This is a genomic window from Mesorhizobium sp. GW821-FHT07A06 (assembly GCF_059419085.1).
On sequence record NZ_JBWKRC010000014.1, the window covers coordinates 124,747 to 145,235 of the forward strand.

Sequence of the window (20,489 nt, forward strand, 5' to 3'; positions counted from 1 at the left end):
GGAGGCGGATTAGGATTTCAGGCCACACGACCTGAAATCATCCGGCCCTAGACAGCGGCCTTGGCGCGGCGGGCGTCCCGTTCGATCTTCCAGTCGACGCATTCCTGAGAGCAATAGATGCTCCCGTCATGCGTCTTCCTGCGAACGGAATCCTCGGCCGACGCCTCATAGATCAGCACGCCGCAGTTGGCGCATTTCGTGTAGCTTTCGATGTAAAGCCCGTTCAGCGAAAACTTCATGGTCTCAGGCCTCCTGATAGCCGTAGTGTTTGTGGGCGGCCGCCTTCGAGACGTAGCCCTCGCGGACATCCTCCGCGACCGCCACCGGATCGCGCTTTGCGGGATCGCCGTAGCCGCCGCCACCGGGAGTGACGAGCCGCACGCGATCACCGCGGCGAATGGAGACGTTGGAGTAGCGGCTGGTCGAGGCCTTGCCATAGGCCTCGCGCATCGTCTGCCAGTCTTCGCGGCCGTTCTTCATGACCAGCGTCGCGCCGACGCCGCCTTCCGTGCCGCCGTTCAGACCCCAGGGGGCGAGCAGATGGCGGTCGGTCATCTGCGAGCAGATGATTTCGTCGTTAAGGCACAGCATCTGCTTGGAATAGCCGACCCCACCGCGATATTCGCCGGCACCGCCGGCATCGACGTTGAAGGCGAGGCTTTCGATGCGCCAGGGGAAGCGCGTCTCGTAAACTTCGACTGGCGTGATGCGGCAATTGCCGTTGATCGAGTCGACGCCGTCATTGCCATCGGCAAAGGCGCGGCCGCCCCAGCCGACCGCTTCGAGGTCGTAACAGGCGAAATACTCGCCTGTGTCGGCATCGACGCCGCCGAAGACGAAGTTGCAGTGGGTCGCACCCTCCGCCGCCATCACCCGGTTCGGGATCGCCGGGGCCATGGCGCCGAGGATCGTGCCGACGATGCGGGGATGGGTTTCGGTGTTGCCGCCGACTTCCGGCGCGGGGAAGTCCACGTTGACGATGGTGCCGGGCGGCGCCATGACGCGGATCGGCCGGAAGCAGCCGGAATTGCGTGGGATCGTCGGGTCGGTCATGTGCAGCACGGCGTTGTAGGCCGCCGATGTGGCAACGCCGAGCGTTGCGTTGATCGGGCCGGAGGCCTGCGGCGAGGAACCGTGATAGTCGACGATGATCTCGCCGCCGCGCTTATGCACCTCGACAGCGACCGTGTAAGTGCGGTCGGCGTCGATACCGTCGCTCTCAATCTTGTCGGAGAAGGCATAGATGCCGTCTGGGATCGCCTCCAGTTCGGCACGCATGCGGCGCTCCGAATAGAGCAGCAAGTCGTTGACCGTCTCCTTGATTTTCTCCTTGCCGTACTTCTGGTAGATCTGCGTCATCTGCTTTTCGCCGAGGTCGACGGCGGCGATGAGCGCGCGCAGATCACCATAGTTGACGCGCGGCGTACGCACGTTGGCGAGAAGCAGCTTCCAGACCTCGATATTGTCCTTGCCGCGCTTCTTGATCTTGACCGGCGGAATGCGAAGGCCCTCCTGGAAGATTTCCGTCGCCTCGCCGCAGAAGCCGCCGGGCGCCATGCCGCCGACTTCGGCGATATGGCCGATGGCGACGGCAAAGCCCATGATCTCGCCGTCGACGAAGATCGGTTTGAAGAAGGTGTGCTCAGGCGTATGCAGGCCACCGCGATAGGGGTCGTTGTGCAGAATGACGTCGCCCTCCTCGATCTCGTCAATCGGGATTTCCTTGAGGCAGGATTTGACAAGCAGCGGCATGCCGCCGATCTGCGCCGGGCAATAGTCGGCGACCGCGATCATGTCGCCGTTCATGTCGGCAAGCCCGCAAGTGAAGTCGAGCGCCTCGTTGAAGATCGTCGAATAGGACGTCTTCATCAACACGATCCCCATCTCCTTGCAGAGAGAGACCATGCTGGATTCCAGAATGTTCATCGTAACGAAGTCCATGATGGTACTCCTCAGGCCGAAATGATCAGATTGCCGAGCCGGTCGACGCGGAGCGTCTGTTTCGGCTGCAAAATGGTGACGGAGGCGCTTTCCTCCACAATGGCGGGACCGGCGACGGTCTGCCCCTGCTTGAACGTGCCGCGGTCGTAGGTCTTCACCTCGTGCCAGCCGTCCTCGAAGCGTACCTTGCGGCTGCCCGAGGACGCCGGCGTGCCTTCGCCCTTTTCGAGCTCCCGCATCTTCGGCTTTTCGGAGACGGCGACGGCGACGACCTTGAGATTGACCGTCTCGATGGTCTCACCCGGAATGGAGAAGCCGAAGCGGTTCTGGTGCTCCTCGTGGAAGCGTTCCCAGAGGCTTGCTATGGTCTCCTCGGTGAACTGGTTGGCCGGGAAGCTCAGTTCCAGTTCGTGATTCTGGCCGAAGTAGCGGGCCTCGATGGAGCGGTAGACCTCCACCTTCTGCTGATAACCCTGGGAGACCAGCTCGGCGATGGCGCCATCCACCAGTTCCGTCATCGCCGCCGTGGCGCGGGCACCGTCGAAGTATTTCGAGATCTGCTGCACCGTGCGATGCCGGTCAACACGCGCATCGGTCATGATGAAGCCGAAGGCTGAGAACTGGCCGGGATAGTTCGGCACGATGCCCTGCGGAATGCCGGAAATATCCATCAGGTCGCAGATATGCACCGGCCCCGCCCCGCCCGAGGCGACGAGCGTGAAGTCGCGCGGATCGAGGCCGCGCTGGAGGAGAACGGCACGCAGCGCACCCAGCATGTTGTTGTTGGCGATCTGCACCATGGCGAAGGCAGCCGCATCAACCTCGAGGCCGAGCTGATCGGCGATCGTCTTGACCGCGCGATGCGCTGCCTCGGCGTCGAGCTTCATTTTGCCACCGAGGAAATAGTCGGGATTGATGCGGCCGAGTACGACATTGGCGTCCGTCACGGTAGCACTCTCGCCGCCACGGCCGTAACAGGCGGGCCCTGGTGCCGCACCCGCCGATTGCGGACCCATGCGCAACATGCCGCCCTTGTCGATCCAAGCGATGGAACCGCCGCCAGCGCCGATCGTGTGGATGTCGATCATCGGGATCTGGATCGGCAGGCCCCATTCGATCTCGAAGTTCGTCGTCACATGCTCCATGCCGTCCACGACGGTAGAGCAATCGGTCGATGTTCCGCCCATGTCGAAGGTGACGAGGTTCTTGATGCCGGTAAGTTCGGAGAGGACGCGGGTGGCGACGACCGCACCGGTCGGACCGGAAAGCGTCATCTGCACAGGCGCTTCGGCAGCGCCCTTCAGCGTCGATTCACCGCCGTTCGATTTGATCACGCCGATCCTGTCACCGATGCCAATGCCATCGAGGCGCTTCTGCATGCGGTGGAAATTGTCGGAGACGATGGGCTTCAGATAGGCGTCGGCAATCGTGGTCGAGGCGCGGTCGTATTCCTTCCACTTCGGCAGCACGTCGTACGAAATCGAGATCGGCATGCCGGGCAGTTCTTCCGCGAGGATGTCGCGGATGCGCTGCTCGTGGCTCGGATCGATATAGGAGAACAGCGTGCAGACGGCGATCGCCTCGATCGTGCCGTCGGCCTTGATCGTTGCGGCCATCTGGCGCACGGCCGCCTCATCGAGCGCGGTGACGAGCTCGCCCTTGGCGCTGAAACGCCCGCCGATCTCATAGGTGTCGGCGCGCTTCATCAGCGGCTTGGTCTTGATCCAGGTAATGTCGTAGTGGCTGCGACGGTCGCCACGCTGGATGAAGGGAACATCGCGAAACCCGGTGGTCGTGACATAGGCGACCTTCGCGCCGCGGCGCGTCAGCAGCGCGTTGGTGGCGATCGTCGTGCCAAGACGGATCTTGTCGACGCTTGCGACATCCTCCACCTGTCCGAGCCCCTGGAGCACACCTTCGATCGGTTCGGAGGGTGTCGTCAGGTTCTTCCAGTTTTCGATGGTGCCGGTCGCCGCATCGTAGGAAACAAAGTCGGTAAACGTTCCCCCGATGTCGATGCCGATGATTTTCCTGTCAGGCATTATGTCCTCGTTTCTCATGGATAGGATCAGGACGAGCGGGGCTTTTCCCGGTCGTAAGCTTCAAGAAGGTGACGCCAGGAATCGCGGATGTGATCGCGGATGGCATCCATCGCCTTTTGGGGATTGCGGGTACGCAGCGCCTCGACGACCGGCCAGTGATCGACGGCCGCCGCCATCTGGCTCTCGAACTGGCGTTCCGCCATGGTAATCAGCATCTGCACTTCCGCCTGGATGTTGGTGAAGGCGTGTAGCGTCTGGCGGTTCTTCGAGAGCCGGCAGATCTCGAGGTGGAAGGCGAGGTCGTTCTCGACAAGCGCCATCTCGTCATTGGCATTGGCGGCAGCGACCATGGCATCAACGAAACCGGCAATGCGGTCGATGTCGGCGTCCGTCATCTGCGGCAGCGCCTGTTCCATCGCGAAACGTTCGACGACGACGCGGAAGGAGAAGATTTCGTCGATATCGCTGTGCAGGAAGGTGCGAACGAAGGTGCCCTTGCGAGGAACCGCGACGAGCAGACCGCGCTCCTCCAGCCGCCGGATCGCCTCGCGGATGGGGTTGCGGCTGATCCCGAGCTGGCGGGCCAGTTCCGCTTCGTTGATGCGTTGGCCGGGCTGGAGTCGGCCGAAGATCAGTTCGCGCACGAGTAACGTCGAAACCTGGTCGGACAGCATCCGGTGGTCGATGATGCCGATCGGCTCATCTGTATTGAAGAGATTGTTAGCCATTGATGAGCCCCTTCTCGCGCTGTGATTGCCCCGGCAGGCCTATCTCTCGCCCTGCCATGATCCCGTCTTTGCGGAAGACCAGTATCAACAGCATAATGCCCGCGATGATAAGTTCCTGCGTGCCCGCAGGCAGAGACCACTGCTGGCCGCCGATCGAAATCCCACCTTCGAGGCGGCGGAAGATATCGACCAACGCCGTGATGACGACAACGCCGACCACCGCGCCCGCAAGGCTGCCCACGCCGCCCACGATGAGCATGGCGAGCGCGAGGAAGGTGAAGCTCAAGAAGTAATTGTTGATCGACACGGTGCCGAGGTAATGCGCTTGCAACACGCCGCCGAGGCCGACCAGGAAGCCCGAGAGTGTGAAGGCAATGAGCCGCGACCAGTAGAGCGAGATGCCCGACGCGGCAGCGGCGACCTCATCTTCCCGCGTCGCTCGGATTGCGAGGCCAAAGGCGGAAATCTGGTAGAGATAGGCGATGACGATCGCGAGAACGGCGCAGATGAGCGCAATCCAGGCCGTCACATAGGTCGGCAGGCCGACGATCGAGGCGGAGCCCATCGTGACGCTGTCCCAATTGGAATAGACCACGTTCAGGATGAAGAGCACGGCAAGCGTGGAGATCGACGCCGCAAGGCCCGTGAGCCGCATGATGACGAGGCCGGTAAGGAAAGCGGCAGTGCCGGCGAGCAGCACCGAGACGATGGCGGACGGCAGCAGCGGAATGCTCTGGTCGCGCAGGAAATGCGGCAGGCCGGACATGGTGATCGGCTTCAGCATCTCGCAGCAGGTCTGCCAGGCCGAGGCATAGGCGGCTATCGCCACGAACGTGGCATGGCCGAAGGAAATGACGCCGGAATTGCCGACGAAGACGTAAAGTCCGACGACGATGACAATGCTGATCAGCATTTCTATGACGGTGCGCTGCAGGGACAGACCGCCGAACTGTCCGGTGACCACGACGATGAGCGCAAGCGGCACGACAAGCGCCAGCACCGGAAACCAGAAGCGGCCGATCGCTGCAAAGGATGGCATGGTCTTGCTCTTCATTACACACGTTCCTTCGCGGCGCTGGTGACGATCAGGCCTTGCGGGCGGACGAGGAGGATCAAGATGACGAGTGTGAACACACCGGCATCGCGGAAGGGGCGCAGATCGACCGGCAGGTAGGTTTGCAAGAGCACGCTGGCGACACCCACGAGGAACCCACCGAGTGCTGCCCCCGGCAGCGAGCCCATACCGCCGATGACGGTGGCGAAGAAGCCGTAGACGACGGGCATCAGACCCATGCGCAGGTCGAGCGTTCCCGTCTGAATCGTGAGCAGCAGGGACACCACACCTCCGAGCAGGCCTGAAATAGCGAAGGCGAGCGCGATCACCCGGTTCGCCGGCATGCCGAGCAGGCGGGCCATCTGGAAATTTTCCGCCGCCGCCCGCATCTGGATGCCTAGTGGTGTCTTCTTGAGGAAGAGAACCAGCGCGACGAGCAGGCCGGCGGTGACCCCCACGGTCAGGAGCTGCACTCCCGGTACGCGCACGCCGCCGATTTCCACCGCATTTGCGAGACTCTGCCCGATCCCGACCGATTTAGGTCGGCCGGTATGGATGAGCATGACGAGGTTCTGCAGGAAATAGCTGACGGCGAAGGAGGAGATGAGCAGCGTCGACGGGTTGGAATTGCGCAGCGGCCGGAAGGCGATGCGCTCCGTCAGCAGCGCCAGCACGACAACTACGAAAAGCACGCCGCCGATCATGAGGGCAGCGGGCAGCGCACCGAGCAGCAGCGGCGGCGTGACGCTCGCCGTCGGCACGACCAGCGCGTAGGCGCCGATGGTGATGTAGTCGGCCTGCGCGAAATTGACGAGCCGCATGACGCCGAAGACGAGGCCGATCGCCAACGCGACAAGGGCATAGAGGCTGCCCAGCGCGATGGCATCGACGAGAACTTGAACGATGTTGGCCATGGCGTCCGGTCCTAGATCGCAAGGGTACTGTCGGCCGCTTTTTCGCCCAGATAGGCGCGGCGCACGGCGGGATTCATCTGGATATCCTGCGGCGAACCCTCGGCGAGGCTCTGCCCGCCATCGAGCACATGGATGCGCTGGCACACCCCCATGATCACCTTCATGTTGTGTTCGATCAGCAGCACGCCGCAGCCGAATCGGGCCGGCAGCTCGGCGATGACCTCCATCAGCGCGTCGCACTCCGCGTCATTCATCCCTGAAGCCGGCTCGTCGAGCAGCGCGAAGGACGGCTGCAAGGCAAGTGCTCGGGCAATGCCGACGCGCCGCTCGTCGCCATAGGAAAGGCTGTCGCAACGGTGGTCGGCCTTCCCAGCGAGGCCCATCCAGTCGAGGATGTCGAGCGCCCGCTCCCGTGCCTCCCGACGAGACAGCCCACTGCCGATCGCCGCGACGGAGAGGTTCTGCTCCACCGTCATCGTCCGGAACAGCCGCGCCGCCTGAAAGCTACGGCCGATGCCGGCCCGGGCGATCTTGCGGGCGGTCAGCCGTGAGACGTCGATGCCGTCAAGGCGGATGCTGCCGCTCGTCGGCCGCTGGAAGCCGCTCAGCACATTGACCATGGTCGTCTTGCCGGCGCCGTTCGGGCCGATGAGGCCGAGGACTTCGCCGCGCCTGAGTTCGAGGTCGACCCCGCTGAGCGCCCGGATGCCGCCAAAGGCGACGGCAACACCGCGGGCTTCCAGCCGCTCTTTCGATCCCGATCTTTTCGATGGACGTGACATACCGGGCGAGACCTATCAGTAAGCTCGACTATGAATTTGCCAGGAGATTTGGTTCCGCCAGCCGCACCACCATGCGGCCGGCGGATCGCTGCCGGTTACTGACCGACGCGGAACAGGAGCTTCATGTCCGGCTTGAACGAGTTCCGGTAGACCTCGACGGCATGGAAGGAGCCGTTCTCGACCTTCATGATCAACCAGGGGCGGTCGACCTGGATATGCAGCTGATCGGTAAACGAGGTCGGGCCGGCCGTGAACGGCTGGTCCTTGAAGGAGTTCATGACGCCGACCACCGCTTCGGATTCAGTCGTCTTCGCCTGCTCGACCGCATACGCCCACTGCTCGATGAGGCTGTAGCCCAGCACCGAGTAGGAGGAGACCGGCGCCTCGCCGTAACGCGCCTTGTGGCTTTCAAGGAACTTGTTCATCTCCGGCCGCGGATCATCGCCGTAAAGCGACATGAAGGCGGGCAGGTAGAAATCCTTCAGGCCCGGTACGGCGTTGAGCCAATAATTGTCGACCATCGCCGTGTTGGCGAGGATTGGCTGGTCGATGCCGGCGGCGCGCAGCTGGCGCACTGCAGAAGCGCCACCCGGCGTGAACGAGCAGACGAAGACCGCGTCCGGCTGTTTTGCAAGCCCCTTGAGGCGGGTGATCTGCGAGGCGATCGACGGGTCGTCGTTCTTGAAGGTGTCGTTGCCGAGGATCGTTTCCTCGCCGCCACCCGCGGCCCAAGCCGCGCGGAATCCGGCGCAGGCCGACTTGTTGTATTCGATCGTCAGGTCTTCGAGCACGTAGACCGACTTCAGGCTCATCTTCTTTTGGGCATATTCGGCAATCGCGATGCCTTCCGACTGCGCCGCGCTGTTGGCGGTGAAGGTGAGCGGGCCGACGCCCTGCACGCCCATCTTCGGATCGGCGGCGCACAAGCTGAAGGCGATCTTGCCCGCCTGCTTGGCGGCGAGCGCAGACGGGGCGCCAAAATCGTAGTCACAGGAGACGACCAGCATGTCGACGCCGCTATCGACGAGCTGCGCGCCGACGGTTGCAGCGCGGGCCTGGTCCGTCTTGGTGTCCATGACGGAATACTTGATCTGGCGTCCCAGCAGGCCGCCAGCCTTGTTGATCTCCTCGATCTTCATGACCGCCGCCTTGTAGGGCGCGCTGTCGTAGTTCGAAAGCCAGCCGGATTCTGCGATGGCGAAGCCGACCTTGATCGGCTCTTCAGCGCGCACGCCAGCAATAGGCAACAGAAGGGCGATTGCGGCCGAGGCGGCCACAGCAACAGATTTCATCGTCGTTCCCCTTGGCGGTGAGCGGTGCACCGCTTCAATTATTTGTACATAGTCCTCTGTGGACAGAAGACAGAATGCGGGTTAGATTTTTTTTGTCAACGGCAAAAATGCGGCGGGGCCCTTCCGAGTTCGATCGGCGCCCATAGACCGTCAAAGGGGAACCACATGCTTGAAATACGCGGCCTCACCGCCGGTTATGGCCGGCTTGCTGCCCTGAAATCGGTCGATCTTGAGGTCAGAAAGGGCGAGATTATTTTCGTCGTCGGCCCCAACGGCGCCGGCAAGTCCACGCTTCTGAAGTCAATTTCCGGGCTCATGGCGCCGACGGGGGGCACGCTTGTTCTCAATGGCGAGTCGATCGCCGGCCAGGCGCCGGAAAAGCTGTGCCGGAAAGGTTTGGCACTGGTGCCGGAAGGCCGCAGCATCTTCCGGACACTGACAGTGCGGGAAAACCTGTTGCTCGGCGGCATGGTTCGCAAGGACAAGGCCGAAGCGGCCGCCGACCTGGAGCGGGTTCTGGAAACCTTTCCGATCCTCAGGAACCGCTACCGCGGCGTTGCCGGCCACCTTTCCGGCGGCGAGCAGCAGCAGCTTGCCATTGCCCGCGCCATCCTGCAGCGCCCGTCGCTGATGATGATCGATGAACCGTCGCTTGGCCTTGCGCCGCTGGTGATCGACCAGGTCTACGAAAGCCTCCGCCAGCTTAACGCCAGCGGGCTGAGCCTGCTCGTCGTCGAACAGTCCACTGCCCGCATCCTCGACCTCGCTTCCCGCATCTACGTGCTGCGCAACGGCCATGTCGCGCTCGAGGGTTCGGCAAGCGAGCTTGCCGACGGGCATGCGCTGGAAGAGGCCTATTTCGGCTACGGCGACCGTCAGACTGCATAAGCAGGCAGACAGGGGCAAGGCATATGATTTTCGACTATTGCGTCATCGGCGGCGGGATCGTCGGCCTGGCGACGGCCATGCGGCTGCTTGAGACCTATCCCGGCAGCAGCCTGATCCTCCTGGAGAAGGAGGTGGCTCTCGGCAAGCACCAGACCGGCCACAACAGTGGCGTCATCCATGCCGGCATCTACTATCCGCCGGGCAGCCTGAAGGCCGAGCTCTGCCGCAAGGGCGCGGATGCCACCAAGGCCTTCTGCCAGGAAAACGGCATCCGCTTCGATGTCTGCGGCAAACTCCTCGTCGCCACCTCCGCCCTCGAACTGCAGCGCATGGAGGCGCTCCACGAACGCTCGAAGCAGAACACGATCGAAGTCCATAGCCTCAGCGAGGGTGAATTGAAGGAGCGGGAACCGAACATCAGCGGCCTCGGCGCGCTTTTCGTGCCCTCGACCGGCATCGTCAGCTATGCCGACGTCTGCCAGGCCATGGGCAGGCGCATCAAGGCGCTCGGCGGCGAGATCCGCCTGTCGACGCGCGTCACCGGCATTCGCGAAGCCAGGGATTCCGTCGACATCTCGTCGGTCGGCGAAAACTGGCAGGCGAAGCAACTGGTGGTCTGCGGCGGTCTCCAATCGGACCGGCTGGCCGTGCTCGCTGGGCTCTCGATCGAGCATCGCATCATTCCCTTCCGCGGCGAATACTATCGCCTGCCCGCATCGAAGAACGACATCGTCCGCCATCTGATCTATCCCGTCCCGGATCCCGCCTTGCCCTTCCTCGGCGTGCACCTGACGCGGATGATCGACGGCAGCGTCACGGTCGGGCCGAATGCCGTGATCGGCTTTGCCCGCGAGGGCTATCCACGGCTTTCGTTCAATGTTTTGGACATGGCCGACTACGCGCTGTTTCCCGGCTTCTGGAAGACCGTGTTCGCCAACCGCGGATCGGCGTTGGCGGAACTCCGTAACTCGCTCTGGAAGCCAGGCTATCTGGAGGAGTGCCGGAAATACTGCCCGAGCCTCGACCTCACCGACCTGCTCCCGCACGAAGCAGGCATCCGCGCGCAAGCCGTGCGCAAAGACGGCGCCCTCATCCACGATTTCCTATTCGCACAAACGGAACGCATGCTGCATGTCTGCAACGCCCCCTCACCCGCCGCCACGTCGGCGATCCCGATTGCGGAGATGATCGTGGGGCGCATGGCGGATGGACGTCGACGCATGCCAGCGAACTGAAAAAACGGCAGATCGGGATAGGGCCGGCTGGAAGCTGTGCACGGGCATCGCGAGACGCGCCCACAATCCGGCGCGATCACCCGCCGAGCAGTTCTATATTCCGGCAGCATGAACCGCGGATGTTGTACGCTCTGTGCTCGTAGCCTACCCGCAGCCAACCGAACGCCCGTTCGCCGCCGAAATGGGCCGAGTCCCGGACATTCCGCCACCGATGCGGAAGTCCGCTTTCAGATGACGCACAAGCTGATTTGAACGGCCGAGATGCTACGCAAGGCTGTCGTTTGACTACGGATCTGGAAATTCCGCTGCAAGCGTGAAATTCGCCAGACAGTCGTCTGGATTCACAACCCAAGTGCTCGCTTCTTCCGATGACCCAATCTACTCCGCCTCCTTCGCGGGCAACACCGGAAACATGCTCGCGAAGCGGCCGGAGGCGAGCGGAAAGCACTGTCGATAGATGCCAGCTACCTGGTCAGCTTCAGAAGCTCTCGCAACGGCAGTCCGGTCTCGGCAGCGAGTCGAGCGCCGAGCGCATTCACCTCTCCATCGCGTAGCGTGTCGATGAGGTTGCAAGCGAAGCCGCCCTCCCCGACTTCGACGGGCGCGCGCGACGAGTTGACGGTCGAGCTGCGTCCAGCGCTCGGCATCGACCTACCGTGCGATGTCGCTCGCCCGGTTGTGCATGCCCTGGCGGATGTAGTCGCGCGAGATGACGAGGTTCTCACCATTGTCGGCGCCCCCTCGTACCAGCATATGAATGTGCGGATGTTCAGTGTTCCAATGGTCAAAGGCCTTCCATGGCGCGAGCTTGTCCGCGGCAAAGACGGCGACCCCGTCGCGCACCATGCGCTCGACTTCCGACAGTTGGTCTTCGATCAGGAAGGGATATTCCCAGACGAATGCATTCTTGTCGACGGCCATGGCGATGCCCTCTAAGTTTTCAATAAAAGCTCAGATCTTGCCCGGCCTGGACTGGCGATAGTCGCGCCGAGCTTTTCCAGGAGCCATTTCGCCTTCTCGACGAGTTCGGCATTGCTCTTCACGAGTTCGGTCCGCGACATCCGGATAGTGTCCTCCATGCCGATCCGTACATGGCCGCCGAGCAGGTAGGACTGCATCAACATCGGATAAGCAGCCCGGCCAATGCCGAAACCTGTCCAGATGGCGTCCCGAGGCAGCATGTTGCGGGCGAACATCATCGTCTCCGGCGTCGTCGCGAAACCGTACTTCACACCGAGCACAAGGCTTGCGAGCGGTGGGCCACGAAACACGCCGCTGGCGAGGAAGTCGTTGAGCAGGCTGATGTCACCGCTGTCGAAAAGCTCGAACTCGGGTCGTACTCCGCAATCATAAATGATCTCGGCCATCCTCTTGACGTAAGGTGGTGTATTGATGACCACCTCAGTCCCGAACGTCATCGTATTGAGATCCAGGGTGCAGATATCGGGCCGCAGATCGCGGATGTGCTCGACGCGGCGCTCGGCTGTCACGAAATTCGTCCGTGGGCCGGCAATTTTGGGATCCTCTTCACCGGGTTGGAACCGGCCGCCGGGGCCGGTGGTGATATTGAGGATCACCTCCGTGTTCTTGGCGCGGATCAGGCGAACGAGTTCGCGATAGTGATCGCGTTCCATCGACGGTCGACCGTCGGGATGGCGGACATGAAGATGCAGGATGGCCGCGCCCGCATCGGCCGCCTCGAGTGCGGAGGCCGCGATCTGTTCCGGCGTGACCGGCAAATTTTCATTGTCTTCCAACCGCGTGAGGCTGCCGGTCACGGCGCAGGTAATGATGGTGTCCCTGGACATGTGATTTCTTTCAGCTTGCAAGGATAGCCGTGGCGGCGATCTCGACGAGCAGGCTGTCGTCGATGAGCGCCCCCTGAACCATCGTCGTGGCCGGTCGAACGTCGCCAAAGACGGCGCCATGGGCCCTGCCGACAGCTTCCCAATCCTTCATGTCGCGCAGGAAGATACGCGTCTCGACGACATCCTCGATCGAGGCGTCGAGTTGGCGTAGCGCCGCGCCGATGCGCTCCAGGACCACGATGGCTTGCCCCTCCGCGTCACCGGGGTGAAGCGTGCCGTTGGATCCAGAGGCCGAGGTGCCCGATACGACAATGGTGTTTCCGGCGCGGACGGCCCGGGAATAGCCGATAGCCGCTCCCCAGTTGTTGGTCACGTCGACCCGTTGCCTTTTCATTCGCTGCTCCTTGGCTGTCCGGAGGTTTTCCTTGCCGCTGATCGTCATGCGAATGCCGGCAATGCTCGGTCGAAGGCCCGCACTATTTCATCGATATCCGCGTCTTCCATGACGGTGGAGAACGCCATCAGCCCGTTGCTCGCAATGATCACGCCTTGGTCGAACAATGCCTTGGCGAGGGCCGAAACCCGCGCGCCGCCATCGGCCGCCGCGAATGTGGAGCGGTAGTCGCTCAACGGTGCGTCCGTCAGGTGGACACGGCGCAGCGAACCCAGTCCGGTCACCTGTCCCTTGATTCCATGTCGGCTGAAACAAGCATGAATCCCTTGGTCGAAGCGATCGCCGAGCGCCTCGAGCTTCTCGAATAGAGGAGGCGTCAAATCTTCAAGAGCGGCTATCCCGGCCGACATCGACATGGGATTGGCACTGAACGTGCCGCCATGCGGCACCGCGGGCTGGCCCTTGCTCGGATCGAACACCGACATCACTTCCGCGCGACCGCCGATGGCCCCGATTGCAAAGCCGCCGCCGATAATCTTGCCGAGCGTTGTGAGGTCCGGGTCGATGTCGAAACGGCCCTGTGCGCCATTGTAACCAAGGCGAAACGTGATGACCTCGTCAAGGATCAGCAAGGCTCCGAGTTCGCGCGTGACGCGGCGCAGCATGGCCAGATATTCGGGCTTTGCCGGGACGAGACCGGCGCGGTTGGGCATGACATCAACGAGCACGGCGGCAAGGCTGTTGCCGCTGGCGCGCAGAATGGCCTCGGCGACCGGGGTATTATTGAAGGGAATGACGACGACATCGTCGAGCACGCCCTGGGGTGTCCCTTTGGCGGTCGGCACGGATCCCGGCCTGTCGATATCGCCCCAGGTAGCGGGGCTGGCGTCCTGGCTTGTCTCGGCCGGATCGTAGGTCCCGTGGTAGGCGCCCTCGCATTTTGCAATCTTCGGTCGGCCGGTATAGGCGCGCGCGGCCTTGATCGCGTTCATCACCGCTTCCGTGCCGGAATTGGTGTAGCGAAGCTGCTCGACGGACGGCAAACGATCGCACAGTATTTCCGACAGTCGGATCTCGCTCTCGGTGGGCATGCCGAAACAAGTTCCGGCTTCGAGCTGCCGTGTAGCCGCCTCGAGAATCCGGCGGTTGCCATAGCCATGGATCAGAGAGGTGAAGTTTCCCAAGGCGTCGATCCGGACATGGCAATCGACATCGGTGATCCGGCACCCATCGCCGCGCCAGGCATAAATCTGATGTGGTTTTCGATAGACAGTCGTACGGGTGTTTCCGCCAGGCATGACCTCGCGGGCGCGGGCATAGAGCTTTTCGGAATTTGGTGTCGCTGGTGCTGACATGAGAATGCTCATCGCTTGGTTCTAGGTGGCAAGGTTGATCCGCTCGCGACGCAACGTCGGGTTGCCGCTCTCGAATTCTTGAGCAAAACGGTGGCCTGAGTATACGGCGGCATAAATGGCAGCCGGCGCTTCGCAATCCCCGATGCGTGAGACGCGGCGCAGGCGGCCTGCATTGCCCTGATCAAGACGCGCGGTCAGTGCTTCAAACAGTTCGTTGCGCGGCAGCCGAGCCGTGACGAGGACAAGGGCGTCGGCCTCCTTGTGCGCCGTGGCCCCGGTTCGCGCATCGACGAAGAGTGCCAGGCTGTCTCGGGTGCCGGCCAGCGCCATATGCGTAACCATCCCGACGCCGCGCTCATGGAGCCGCTTGGCCGTGCGGATGTTTTCAAGGGTATTGACGGTGAAGGAGGAGACGTCGGCCGCCGGCGTGACCAACGTGACTGTTTTGCCCGCTAGCGCCAGCTTTTCGGCGATCACGGCGCCCATGTAATAGTGGTCGTCGTCATAGACGATAATCCGCCCTGAAGGGATGTTGCCGCCCATAATGTCGTCCGGCGTGAAGACAGGCACTCCGGCCGACAGGGCAAGCGGTTTGAACGCCGCGCGCCCTACTCCATCGGCGCGCCATTGAGACCCAGTCGCCAGCACGACCTCATCTGCGTCGAATTCGAGAATGTCGGCCAATCCGAGATCGCTTTCGAGATAGACCCCGACATTCCTGAGCTTGTCGATCTGCGTGATGCGCCAGTCCCGAACCCTCAGCCACTCACGCAGGCCCGGCAGCTCGCCCTCGAGGGTCACACGGCCACCGAGACGGTTCTGCCGCTCAGCCAGGGTTACCTGGTAGCCGCGCTGCCCGAGGGCCCGGGCGCATTCGAGGCCCGCCGGTCCACCGCCGACCACGAGCACGGTCGCATCGCTTGATCTGGCGGAAATTCGTTCGGGGTGCCAGCCTCGCCGCCATTCCTCGCCCATCGTCGGATTCTGCGTGCAGCGCAGGTTCGTCATGGCAAAGTGGCTCGACACGCAGATATTGCAGCCGATGCACTCGCGGATGTCCTCGTAGCGACCCTCCTCGATCTTCTTCGGCAGGAAGGGATCCGCGATCGACGGGCGCGCGGCGCCAATCATGTCAAGCACGCCGCGGCGGATCAGGCTCGCCATGGTGTCGGGCGAGGTGAAGCGCCCTACACCCACGACCGGCCTGGTGGTGACGCCCTTGATCCCGGTCATGAACGGCTCGTGGTCGTTCTCCGATGCGAAGCGCGAGGTTGGTGAATCGTCCGCCCAGGTTCCTACCACGAGATCCCACAGGTCCGGCAGTTCGGCGAGCAGGCTGATCGCCTCGATCCCCTCCTCCGCGACGCGAAGGCCCTCGGGGCCAAACAGCTCATCAATGATCAAGCGTACGCTGACAGCGCAGGCATCGCCGCCACCCTCTCGCGTCGCCTCGATCAACTCCTTCAGCAGGCGGACCCGGTTCTTCAGCGAGCCGCCATATTCGTCGGTTCGTTGATTGCGGGGCGAGATGAATTGGAAGGCGATGGTGGAAAAATTGCCGTCGACATTGAGGATGTCGAAGCCGGCCTTGCGCGCACGCTGCGCCGCGGCCTTCCACCAACCCAGCAGCGCCTTGATGTCGGATTTGTCCATGGCGCGAACCTGGACCGGATGGTGTCCGCTGACGGGCCGGTCCATCGGGCCGAGCGGCACTTCGCGGGTCATGCGATTGGCATTGTAGTAGGCGGGGTAGGCAAGTTGGACGCCGGCGAGCGAGCCGTGCTCGTGGACCGCTTCGACCATCAATGCGAGCGGAGGAATGTCGCCGTCATCCCACAGCATCTGCAGAACCTCCGGCATGAGGTCGCCAGAGGGATGAACCGAGCAATGCTCGGTGTTGACCACCGCCCATCCGCCTTCGGCCTTGATACCGCGCATCGCGGCATGGGCTTGCGGTCGCAAATTGCCCATGCCGTTGCAGTGAGGTGTCTGGTAGAATCGGTTGCGGGCGACAACAGGTCCGATCTGTACCGGCTCGAACAGGATATCGAAGCGTGGATCCCGCATGCGTGGCTCTTTCTGTACCTCGCATCATAGGGCGAGGAGACGTGCTTGGTCAGGGGGATGATCCGGCTCTAGGCGCGGATCTTGATCCAGGTTGCCTTGAGCTCGGTGTATTTGTCGATCGCATGCAGCGATTTGTCCCGTCCGAAGCCCGACTGCTTGTAGCCGCCGAAGGGCATCGTGATGTTGCTCTCGTCGAAATTGTTGACCCAGACCGAACCCGCTCTTAGCCGTCGGGCGGTGGAGAGCGCGACGTCGATGTTATCGGTCCACACCGCGGCGGCGAGGCCGTAGATGGTGTCGTTGGCAAGCGCGACTGCTTCTTCAGCCCCGGAAAAGGAGATCGTGGCAAGGACGGGACCGAAGATCTCCTCCTGCGCAATCCTCATCTTGTTGCTGACATTGTCGAAGACGGTCGGTTCGATGTAGTAGCCGCCGGTCTCGCCGAGGACACGCTTGCCGCCGGACTTGAGCTCGGCGCCTTCCCTGGCACCGATGTCGATGTAGTCGAGCACACGGTCCATCTGGACCTGGCTGACCATGGCGCCAAGCTTCGTGGCGGCGTCAAGGGGATCGCCAATGGTAAGCGTTTTCCCGACGGCGATAACCTTCTCCAGGAACACATCCTTGATCTTGGCGTCGACCAGCAGGCGCGAGCCGGCGTTGCAGACCTCACCCTGGTTGAAAAAGATGCCATAGGCCGCCGCCGTCGCGGCTTCATCGAGGTTGCCACAATCGGCCATGACGATATGCGGGGTCTTGCCGCCGCATTCGAGCGCAACGCGCTTCATGTTCGACTGGGCAGAATAGCTCATGAAGAGCTTGCCGACTTCAGTCGAGCCGGTGAACGTCACCGCGTCGACGTCCATGTGCAAGCCAAGTGCCTTGCCCGCGGTCTCGCCAAGGCCGGTAACCACGTTGAACACGCCATCCGGAATGCCGGCTTCCGCCGCGAGCTCCGCGAGCCGAATGGCGGAAAGCGGCGACTGCTCGGCTGGCTTGAGGATGACTGAATTGCCCGCTGCAAGTGCCGGTCCGAGTTTCCAGCATGCCATCAGCAATGGAAAATTCCATGGAACGACCGCTGCCACAACGCCTACGGGCTCGCGCGTGATCATGCCCAGTGCGCCGCCGCCGGTCGGAGCGATCTCGTCGTAAATCTTGTCGATAGCCTCGGCGTACCAGGCGATCGTATTGGCCGATCCCGGGACGTCGATGGACCGTGCATCGGAGATCGGCTTGCCCATGTTCAGGGTCTCAAGCAAGGCCAGTTCATCACCGTGTTGATGCATCAGCTCGGCGAACCGCTGCAGCACTTTCTTGCGCTCGCTCGGCGAGCGCCGCGACCAGGAACCAGAGTCGAAAGCCCTCCGCGCGGAACGTACCGCCAAGTCAACATCCGCCGCGTCGCAAGACGCGACCTGGGTCAGCGTTGTCCCGTTGGCGGGATTGATCGCGCCGAACACGCCACCGGACACAGCGTCGACGAACCTGCCGTCTATGAAGGATTGCCCGCGCAGGGTGAGATTGGAGGCGGCCAGCCGCCAGTCGATCACGGTCATTGAATTGCCTTTCTCGATAATCGATACCATAAATCAATTTACGAGAAAGTAGGCCGAGGGCGTGTTTCGTGTCAATATAAAATCGACCGAGAGGTTGATTTCTCGCTGAAAAGGCTAATCTAGGAGAGTCCTACCTAGAAAAATACCAGGACGAAACCCGAAGATCCCAAATCAACGAGCGTCGATCTTTAATATAAATGCCAAATAGAGCGCCATAGAGCATTCCCAGGCGCTTCGAAATAGAGAGATTACTTTCCAGTCAAGTGCTGGATTTCACGGTCAGCTGGAATTGCTTTTCGAGTATCTTGGAAAGTTTCTCCGCGAGTCGCTTGATGAGCGAGACGTTACGGTCTCGATTGGCCTCCAGGATCCCATGGATCGTGCCCGTCACGCAGAGGCTGTGCAGCGTACGCTGGCCCTCGATCCTGATCGGGGCGGCGATCCCGGCAAATCCATCCACATCCTCCCCGATGCAATATGCCACGCCGGTTTTGCGCACGGTCTCCAACTCGCCCAGAAGCTGGGCGAAGTCGATTTTTGTGGCTGCGGTGAACCGCTTCAACGGCCTGTCAAGCACGGAAGCGATAAAGTCGGGGTCCTGAAAGGCGAGGATCGCTTTGGCGGAGGCGCCGGCATGGGCCGGGATTTCAAGCCCTGGAACGATGTAGGCCCTGACCAGATTGCCAGGCGAGACCATGTCCACGCTGCGGACGGTATTGCCGGAAAGTCGCGCGATGAAGCAGGCTTGCCCCGTCTGTTCGGATAGTTCCTGGAGGGTGGGCCGCGCGACGACCTTGAGCCATTCGTCGCTGACGCCAGAAAAGAGCAGCCTTTCCAGCCGTCGCCCGAGCTTGAAGGTGGCCGTCTTTGGGCCGCTTTGCTCGATCAACTCAACATCGGCCAGACTCTTCATCAGCCTGTAGGCCGAGGCTTTCGGCAAATCGAGCATCTCGCCGACGGTCGTTCCCGAAATGCCGTCCGGAAAGCCGGCTACGATCTCGAGAATACGGACATAGCGTTCCAACGGCTTTTCTGTCGCCGTCTTGCTCGATGTGCTCTTGTCCATGATGTCCGCGCTCTAGCCCTTTGCGATTCGATCATCATGCCAGTCGAAATAGCGCATAGCCAAGGGCACGAACCACGGGGAGCCGCCATAGAACGGGGCCGTGGGGAATTTTTCGACATCGAAGACGGACGACGGGTCTCCTCGTTCAAGAATTCTGGCTGCAAGTTTCTCCCCGAAATGTGTTCCGAGCGGAATGCCGGCGAAGTTGTAGCCGAGAGCGAAATGCACGCCGTCCTTCGTTCCGATATGGGGCATGAAATCGAAAGTTCCAGCGCAGTGCCCGGTCCAGGCACGACTGAGCCGGACACCCTTGAGATCAGGCAGAATCCTCACCAGGCGATCGCGTAGCGCTCCGGCGAGAGGCGTCGCCGTCGGGCTCGCCGTACCGGTCATGCCACCAAAGAGAAGGCGGCTCGAATCGGGTGCCGGGCGCAGGAAATCGATATTCATCTTGGTATCGAGATAGGTACGGCGGTGCGGTATGACCCTGTCGATCGTTTCCGGCGGCAACAGCTCGGTTGCAATCAGAAAGCCGCGGAACGGAATGACCCGCCTTGCAAGCCATTTCAGGTCGCGGCTCGTATAGCCATTGGTCGCGATAATGACATGACGGGCGGCAATGCCGCCTCTCGACGTTCGAACGGTCTTCCCACGCGCGTCATGATCGACGCCCACCACATTCGTGAGGGGGTACAGCCTGACGCCGGCTTCGAGCGCCTTGCGGACAAGGCCTGCGTGATAAAGCCCTGGATGAATCGAACCGAGGTCTGGAATGACCGCGCCGCCATGGTAGCCGTCAGAGGCGATCTCCGATCGAACTTCATGCTTCTCGACCACGGAATAGTCAAAGCCGACGGCCTGTCGGGTCTGTTCGAGTTCTGTAACCAACGCTCGAAAATGGGCGTTCGAATTGGCGGCAATGAAGCGGCCGCAGGTTTGGTAGTGGCATTCGATCCGTTCGCGGTCGACGAAGGCCTGGACCCCACGGAGAGCGGCATCAAGCTCGCGATAGACCCGCACCGCGTGGTCGCGCCCGGACTTTGCCGTCAGCCATTCAACGGACCGCTTGAGCGTGCGGCCAACGAAACCGGCATTGCGGCGTGCGGCGCCTTCGCCGATCCTCTGCGCATCGAGAACGGCAACGTCACAACCCTCGCGCGCCAGATGCAGCGCGGCGACCAGACCCGTGATGCCGCTGCCAACGACGACGACGTCCGCCCTACCGTCAAGCAACGCCGGTTCCATGTTCTCGCTGACGGAGGGCAGCGGCGCCGCCGACCACCAATAGGGCTCCTCGAGATAATCGTCGGCGAACAATCCGGCTTCCGCCGCCCCGCTCGTCCCGGTCTCTTGCGACATGATGT

The 20,489-nt window shown here is 62.2% G+C and carries 19 protein-coding genes; 2 read left to right on the forward strand and 17 right to left on the reverse strand.

Annotated features, from left to right (window positions below):
- Positions 1 to 47: 47 nt before the first annotated feature.
- The 8 genes from AC07SZ_RS30715 to AC07SZ_RS30750 all read right to left on the reverse strand — a co-directional run bounded on the left by AC07SZ_RS30715 (position 48) and on the right by AC07SZ_RS30750 (position 8,753).
- Positions 48 to 239 carry a hypothetical protein gene (locus AC07SZ_RS30715; RefSeq protein WP_494917261.1) on the reverse strand — a complete coding sequence of 64 codons (192 nt, stop codon included), beginning with the start codon at positions 237 to 239 and terminating at the stop codon, positions 48 to 50.
- A gap of 4 nt (positions 240 to 243) precedes the next feature.
- The gene (locus tag AC07SZ_RS30720; protein ID WP_056566236.1) at positions 244 to 1,941 is read right to left on the reverse strand and encodes a hydantoinase B/oxoprolinase family protein; all 1,698 of its coding nucleotides are present in this window, start codon (positions 1,939 to 1,941) and stop codon (positions 244 to 246) included.
- 11 nt (positions 1,942 to 1,952) lie between these two features.
- Positions 1,953 to 3,983, reverse strand: a complete 2,031-nt coding sequence (locus tag AC07SZ_RS30725; protein WP_494917263.1) for a hydantoinase/oxoprolinase family protein — start codon at positions 3,981 to 3,983, stop codon at positions 1,953 to 1,955.
- A gap of 26 nt (positions 3,984 to 4,009) precedes the next feature.
- The gene (locus AC07SZ_RS30730; RefSeq protein WP_056566229.1) at positions 4,010 to 4,711 is read right to left on the reverse strand and encodes a GntR family transcriptional regulator; all 702 of its coding nucleotides are present in this window, start codon (positions 4,709 to 4,711) and stop codon (positions 4,010 to 4,012) included.
- On the reverse strand, positions 4,704 to 5,765 hold the full coding sequence (locus AC07SZ_RS30735) for a branched-chain amino acid ABC transporter permease (RefSeq protein WP_056566225.1): 1,062 nt from the start codon (positions 5,763 to 5,765) through the stop codon (positions 4,704 to 4,706). The genes AC07SZ_RS30730 and AC07SZ_RS30735 overlap by 8 nt, the downstream gene beginning before the upstream one ends.
- A complete protein-coding gene (locus AC07SZ_RS30740; protein WP_081295163.1) occupies positions 5,765 to 6,679 on the reverse strand; it encodes a branched-chain amino acid ABC transporter permease in 915 nt (304 codons plus the stop codon). The genes AC07SZ_RS30735 and AC07SZ_RS30740 overlap by 1 nt, the downstream gene beginning before the upstream one ends.
- An 11-nt stretch (positions 6,680 to 6,690) precedes the next feature.
- Complete coding sequence (locus tag AC07SZ_RS30745) at positions 6,691 to 7,461, reverse strand: ABC transporter ATP-binding protein (RefSeq protein ID WP_056566222.1); 771 nt, start codon at positions 7,459 to 7,461, stop codon at positions 6,691 to 6,693.
- 95 nt (positions 7,462 to 7,556) lie between these two features.
- The gene (locus AC07SZ_RS30750) at positions 7,557 to 8,753 is read right to left on the reverse strand and encodes an ABC transporter substrate-binding protein (protein ID WP_172374458.1); all 1,197 of its coding nucleotides are present in this window, start codon (positions 8,751 to 8,753) and stop codon (positions 7,557 to 7,559) included.
- A gap of 165 nt (positions 8,754 to 8,918) precedes the next feature.
- Here AC07SZ_RS30750 and AC07SZ_RS30755 point away from each other — a divergent pair, with 165 nt between their 5' ends.
- Together AC07SZ_RS30755 and lhgO are read left to right on the forward strand one after the other, a co-directional pair.
- Positions 8,919 to 9,641, forward strand: a complete 723-nt coding sequence (locus tag AC07SZ_RS30755) for an ABC transporter ATP-binding protein (RefSeq protein WP_494917265.1) — start codon at positions 8,919 to 8,921, stop codon at positions 9,639 to 9,641.
- Positions 9,642 to 9,667: 26 nt separating this feature from the next.
- Positions 9,668 to 10,876 carry an L-2-hydroxyglutarate oxidase gene (gene lhgO, locus AC07SZ_RS30760; RefSeq protein WP_494917324.1) on the forward strand — a complete coding sequence of 403 codons (1,209 nt, stop codon included), beginning with the start codon at positions 9,668 to 9,670 and terminating at the stop codon, positions 10,874 to 10,876.
- A 464-nt stretch (positions 10,877 to 11,340) separates the two neighbouring features.
- On the opposite strand, the gene AC07SZ_RS30765 is transcribed toward lhgO, so the two are convergent.
- From AC07SZ_RS30765 to AC07SZ_RS30805, 9 genes are all read right to left on the reverse strand, one after another.
- Entirely contained in the window at positions 11,341 to 11,523 is a 183-nt protein-coding gene (locus tag AC07SZ_RS30765; protein ID WP_494917266.1) for a hypothetical protein, read from the reverse strand.
- Positions 11,524 to 11,527: 4 nt separating this feature from the next.
- The gene (locus AC07SZ_RS30770; RefSeq protein ID WP_494917268.1) at positions 11,528 to 11,797 is read right to left on the reverse strand and encodes a hypothetical protein; all 270 of its coding nucleotides are present in this window, start codon (positions 11,795 to 11,797) and stop codon (positions 11,528 to 11,530) included.
- An 11-nt stretch (positions 11,798 to 11,808) separates the two neighbouring features.
- Positions 11,809 to 12,684, reverse strand: coding sequence for a beta-keto acid cleavage family enzyme (locus AC07SZ_RS30775; RefSeq protein ID WP_494917270.1), 876 nt, complete (start codon positions 12,682 to 12,684; stop codon positions 11,809 to 11,811).
- Between the two features lie 10 nt (positions 12,685 to 12,694).
- Positions 12,695 to 13,078, reverse strand: coding sequence for a RidA family protein (locus tag AC07SZ_RS30780; RefSeq protein WP_494917271.1), 384 nt, complete (start codon positions 13,076 to 13,078; stop codon positions 12,695 to 12,697).
- Between the two features lie 44 nt (positions 13,079 to 13,122).
- The gene (locus AC07SZ_RS30785; RefSeq protein ID WP_056566202.1) at positions 13,123 to 14,433 is read right to left on the reverse strand and encodes an aspartate aminotransferase family protein; all 1,311 of its coding nucleotides are present in this window, start codon (positions 14,431 to 14,433) and stop codon (positions 13,123 to 13,125) included.
- A 21-nt stretch (positions 14,434 to 14,454) separates the two neighbouring features.
- Positions 14,455 to 16,500 carry an oxidoreductase gene (locus AC07SZ_RS30790; protein ID WP_494917272.1) on the reverse strand — a complete coding sequence of 682 codons (2,046 nt, stop codon included), beginning with the start codon at positions 16,498 to 16,500 and terminating at the stop codon, positions 14,455 to 14,457.
- A 68-nt stretch (positions 16,501 to 16,568) separates the two neighbouring features.
- A complete protein-coding gene (locus tag AC07SZ_RS30795; RefSeq protein ID WP_056566374.1) occupies positions 16,569 to 18,059 on the reverse strand; it encodes an aldehyde dehydrogenase in 1,491 nt (496 codons plus the stop codon).
- Between the two features lie 259 nt (positions 18,060 to 18,318).
- The gene (locus tag AC07SZ_RS30800; protein WP_172374461.1) at positions 18,319 to 19,125 is read right to left on the reverse strand and encodes an IclR family transcriptional regulator; all 807 of its coding nucleotides are present in this window, start codon (positions 19,123 to 19,125) and stop codon (positions 18,319 to 18,321) included.
- Between the two features lie 12 nt (positions 19,126 to 19,137).
- Positions 19,138 to 20,484 carry an NAD(P)/FAD-dependent oxidoreductase gene (locus AC07SZ_RS30805; RefSeq protein WP_245303389.1) on the reverse strand — a complete coding sequence of 449 codons (1,347 nt, stop codon included), beginning with the start codon at positions 20,482 to 20,484 and terminating at the stop codon, positions 19,138 to 19,140.
- Positions 20,485 to 20,489 lie beyond the last annotated feature (5 nt).

What these genes read in the sequence shown, in the direction of transcription:
- AC07SZ_RS30715 (WP_494917261.1), bottom strand. Translation starts at nt 239, where the DNA reads ATGAAGTTTTCGCTGAACGGGCTTTACATCGAAAGCTACACGAAATGC.
- AC07SZ_RS30720 (WP_056566236.1), bottom strand. Translation starts at nt 1,941, where the DNA reads ATGGACTTCGTTACGATGAACATTCTGGAATCCAGCATGGTCTCTCTC.
- AC07SZ_RS30725 (WP_494917263.1), bottom strand. Translation starts at nt 3,983, where the DNA reads ATGCCTGACAGGAAAATCATCGGCATCGACATCGGGGGAACGTTTACC.
- AC07SZ_RS30730 (WP_056566229.1), bottom strand. Translation starts at nt 4,711, where the DNA reads ATGGCTAACAATCTCTTCAATACAGATGAGCCGATCGGCATCATCGAC.
- AC07SZ_RS30735 (WP_056566225.1), bottom strand. Translation starts at nt 5,765, where the DNA reads ATGAAGAGCAAGACCATGCCATCCTTTGCAGCGATCGGCCGCTTCTGG.
- AC07SZ_RS30740 (WP_081295163.1), bottom strand. Translation starts at nt 6,679, where the DNA reads ATGGCCAACATCGTTCAAGTTCTCGTCGATGCCATCGCGCTGGGCAGC.
- AC07SZ_RS30745 (WP_056566222.1), bottom strand. Translation starts at nt 7,461, where the DNA reads ATGTCACGTCCATCGAAAAGATCGGGATCGAAAGAGCGGCTGGAAGCC.
- AC07SZ_RS30750 (WP_172374458.1), bottom strand. Translation starts at nt 8,753, where the DNA reads ATGAAATCTGTTGCTGTGGCCGCCTCGGCCGCAATCGCCCTTCTGTTG.
- AC07SZ_RS30755 (WP_494917265.1), top strand. Translation starts at nt 8,919, where the DNA reads ATGCTTGAAATACGCGGCCTCACCGCCGGTTATGGCCGGCTTGCTGCC.
- AC07SZ_RS30765 (WP_494917266.1), bottom strand. Translation starts at nt 11,523, where the DNA reads ATGCCGAGCGCTGGACGCAGCTCGACCGTCAACTCGTCGCGCGCGCCC.
- AC07SZ_RS30770 (WP_494917268.1), bottom strand. Translation starts at nt 11,797, where the DNA reads ATGGCCGTCGACAAGAATGCATTCGTCTGGGAATATCCCTTCCTGATC.
- AC07SZ_RS30775 (WP_494917270.1), bottom strand. Translation starts at nt 12,684, where the DNA reads ATGTCCAGGGACACCATCATTACCTGCGCCGTGACCGGCAGCCTCACG.
- AC07SZ_RS30780 (WP_494917271.1), bottom strand. Translation starts at nt 13,078, where the DNA reads ATGAAAAGGCAACGGGTCGACGTGACCAACAACTGGGGAGCGGCTATC.
- AC07SZ_RS30785 (WP_056566202.1), bottom strand. Translation starts at nt 14,433, where the DNA reads ATGTCAGCACCAGCGACACCAAATTCCGAAAAGCTCTATGCCCGCGCC.
- AC07SZ_RS30790 (WP_494917272.1), bottom strand. Translation starts at nt 16,500, where the DNA reads ATGCGGGATCCACGCTTCGATATCCTGTTCGAGCCGGTACAGATCGGA.
- AC07SZ_RS30795 (WP_056566374.1), bottom strand. Translation starts at nt 18,059, where the DNA reads ATGACCGTGATCGACTGGCGGCTGGCCGCCTCCAATCTCACCCTGCGC.
- AC07SZ_RS30800 (WP_172374461.1), bottom strand. Translation starts at nt 19,125, where the DNA reads ATGGACAAGAGCACATCGAGCAAGACGGCGACAGAAAAGCCGTTGGAA.
- AC07SZ_RS30805 (WP_245303389.1), bottom strand. Translation starts at nt 20,484, where the DNA reads ATGTCGCAAGAGACCGGGACGAGCGGGGCGGCGGAAGCCGGATTGTTC.